This is a genomic window from Pseudomonas sp. FIP_A4, from assembly GCF_036701605.1.
Classification (GTDB): Bacteria; Pseudomonadota; Gammaproteobacteria; order Pseudomonadales; family Pseudomonadaceae; genus Stutzerimonas; species Stutzerimonas phenolilytica.
Genome location: NZ_JAYDXP010000007.1, coordinates 1 through 358 on the forward strand (window position 1 = coordinate 1; position 358 = coordinate 358).

At 56.1% G+C, this 358-nt stretch carries 1 protein-coding gene; it reads left to right on the forward strand.

Annotation, left to right across the window (positions count from 1 at the left end):
• Window positions 1–70 precede the first annotated feature (70 nt).
• Window positions 71–238, forward strand: a complete 168-nt coding sequence (locus U8L64_RS00035; RefSeq protein ID WP_333392690.1) for a hypothetical protein — start codon at window positions 71–73, stop codon at window positions 236–238.
• Window positions 239–358 lie beyond the last annotated feature (120 nt).

Genomic DNA, 358 nt, shown 5'->3' on the forward strand with positions numbered 1-358 from the left:
AAAACTACGCCGGTCATATTCCGCAACATAGCCGAAACCCCCGTAGTCTGTAGCAAGGATCGCCGTCAGCATGTCTACACCGTCTCAACCCAAAAACCAGATCTTCGATCAGGAAGTCGCCCCCCGCAAAGCCGACCAAACCGACCGCATCTTTATGGTAGGTGCCCTGCGCCCCGGCGTATCGCTTCGGCTCGACGAAATTGCACTCGCCTTCACGCAGGCACGGGGGAGGGCCTGAGATGCGAGACATCAGCGACAAGGTCCGTCATTATCGTAAGTCGTTTCGTCCCCCTGTTTTATATGCGCTCGGATCGTTAGCTTTCCGGCTGACCGTTCTATTGGCTTCGTTGATCGTGGG

Bases quoted from the DNA above. Each gene is read 5' to 3' on its own strand.
- U8L64_RS00035 (WP_333392690.1), top strand. From the start codon at position 71: ATGTCTACACCGTCTCAACCCAAAAACCAGATCTTCGATCAGGAAGTC.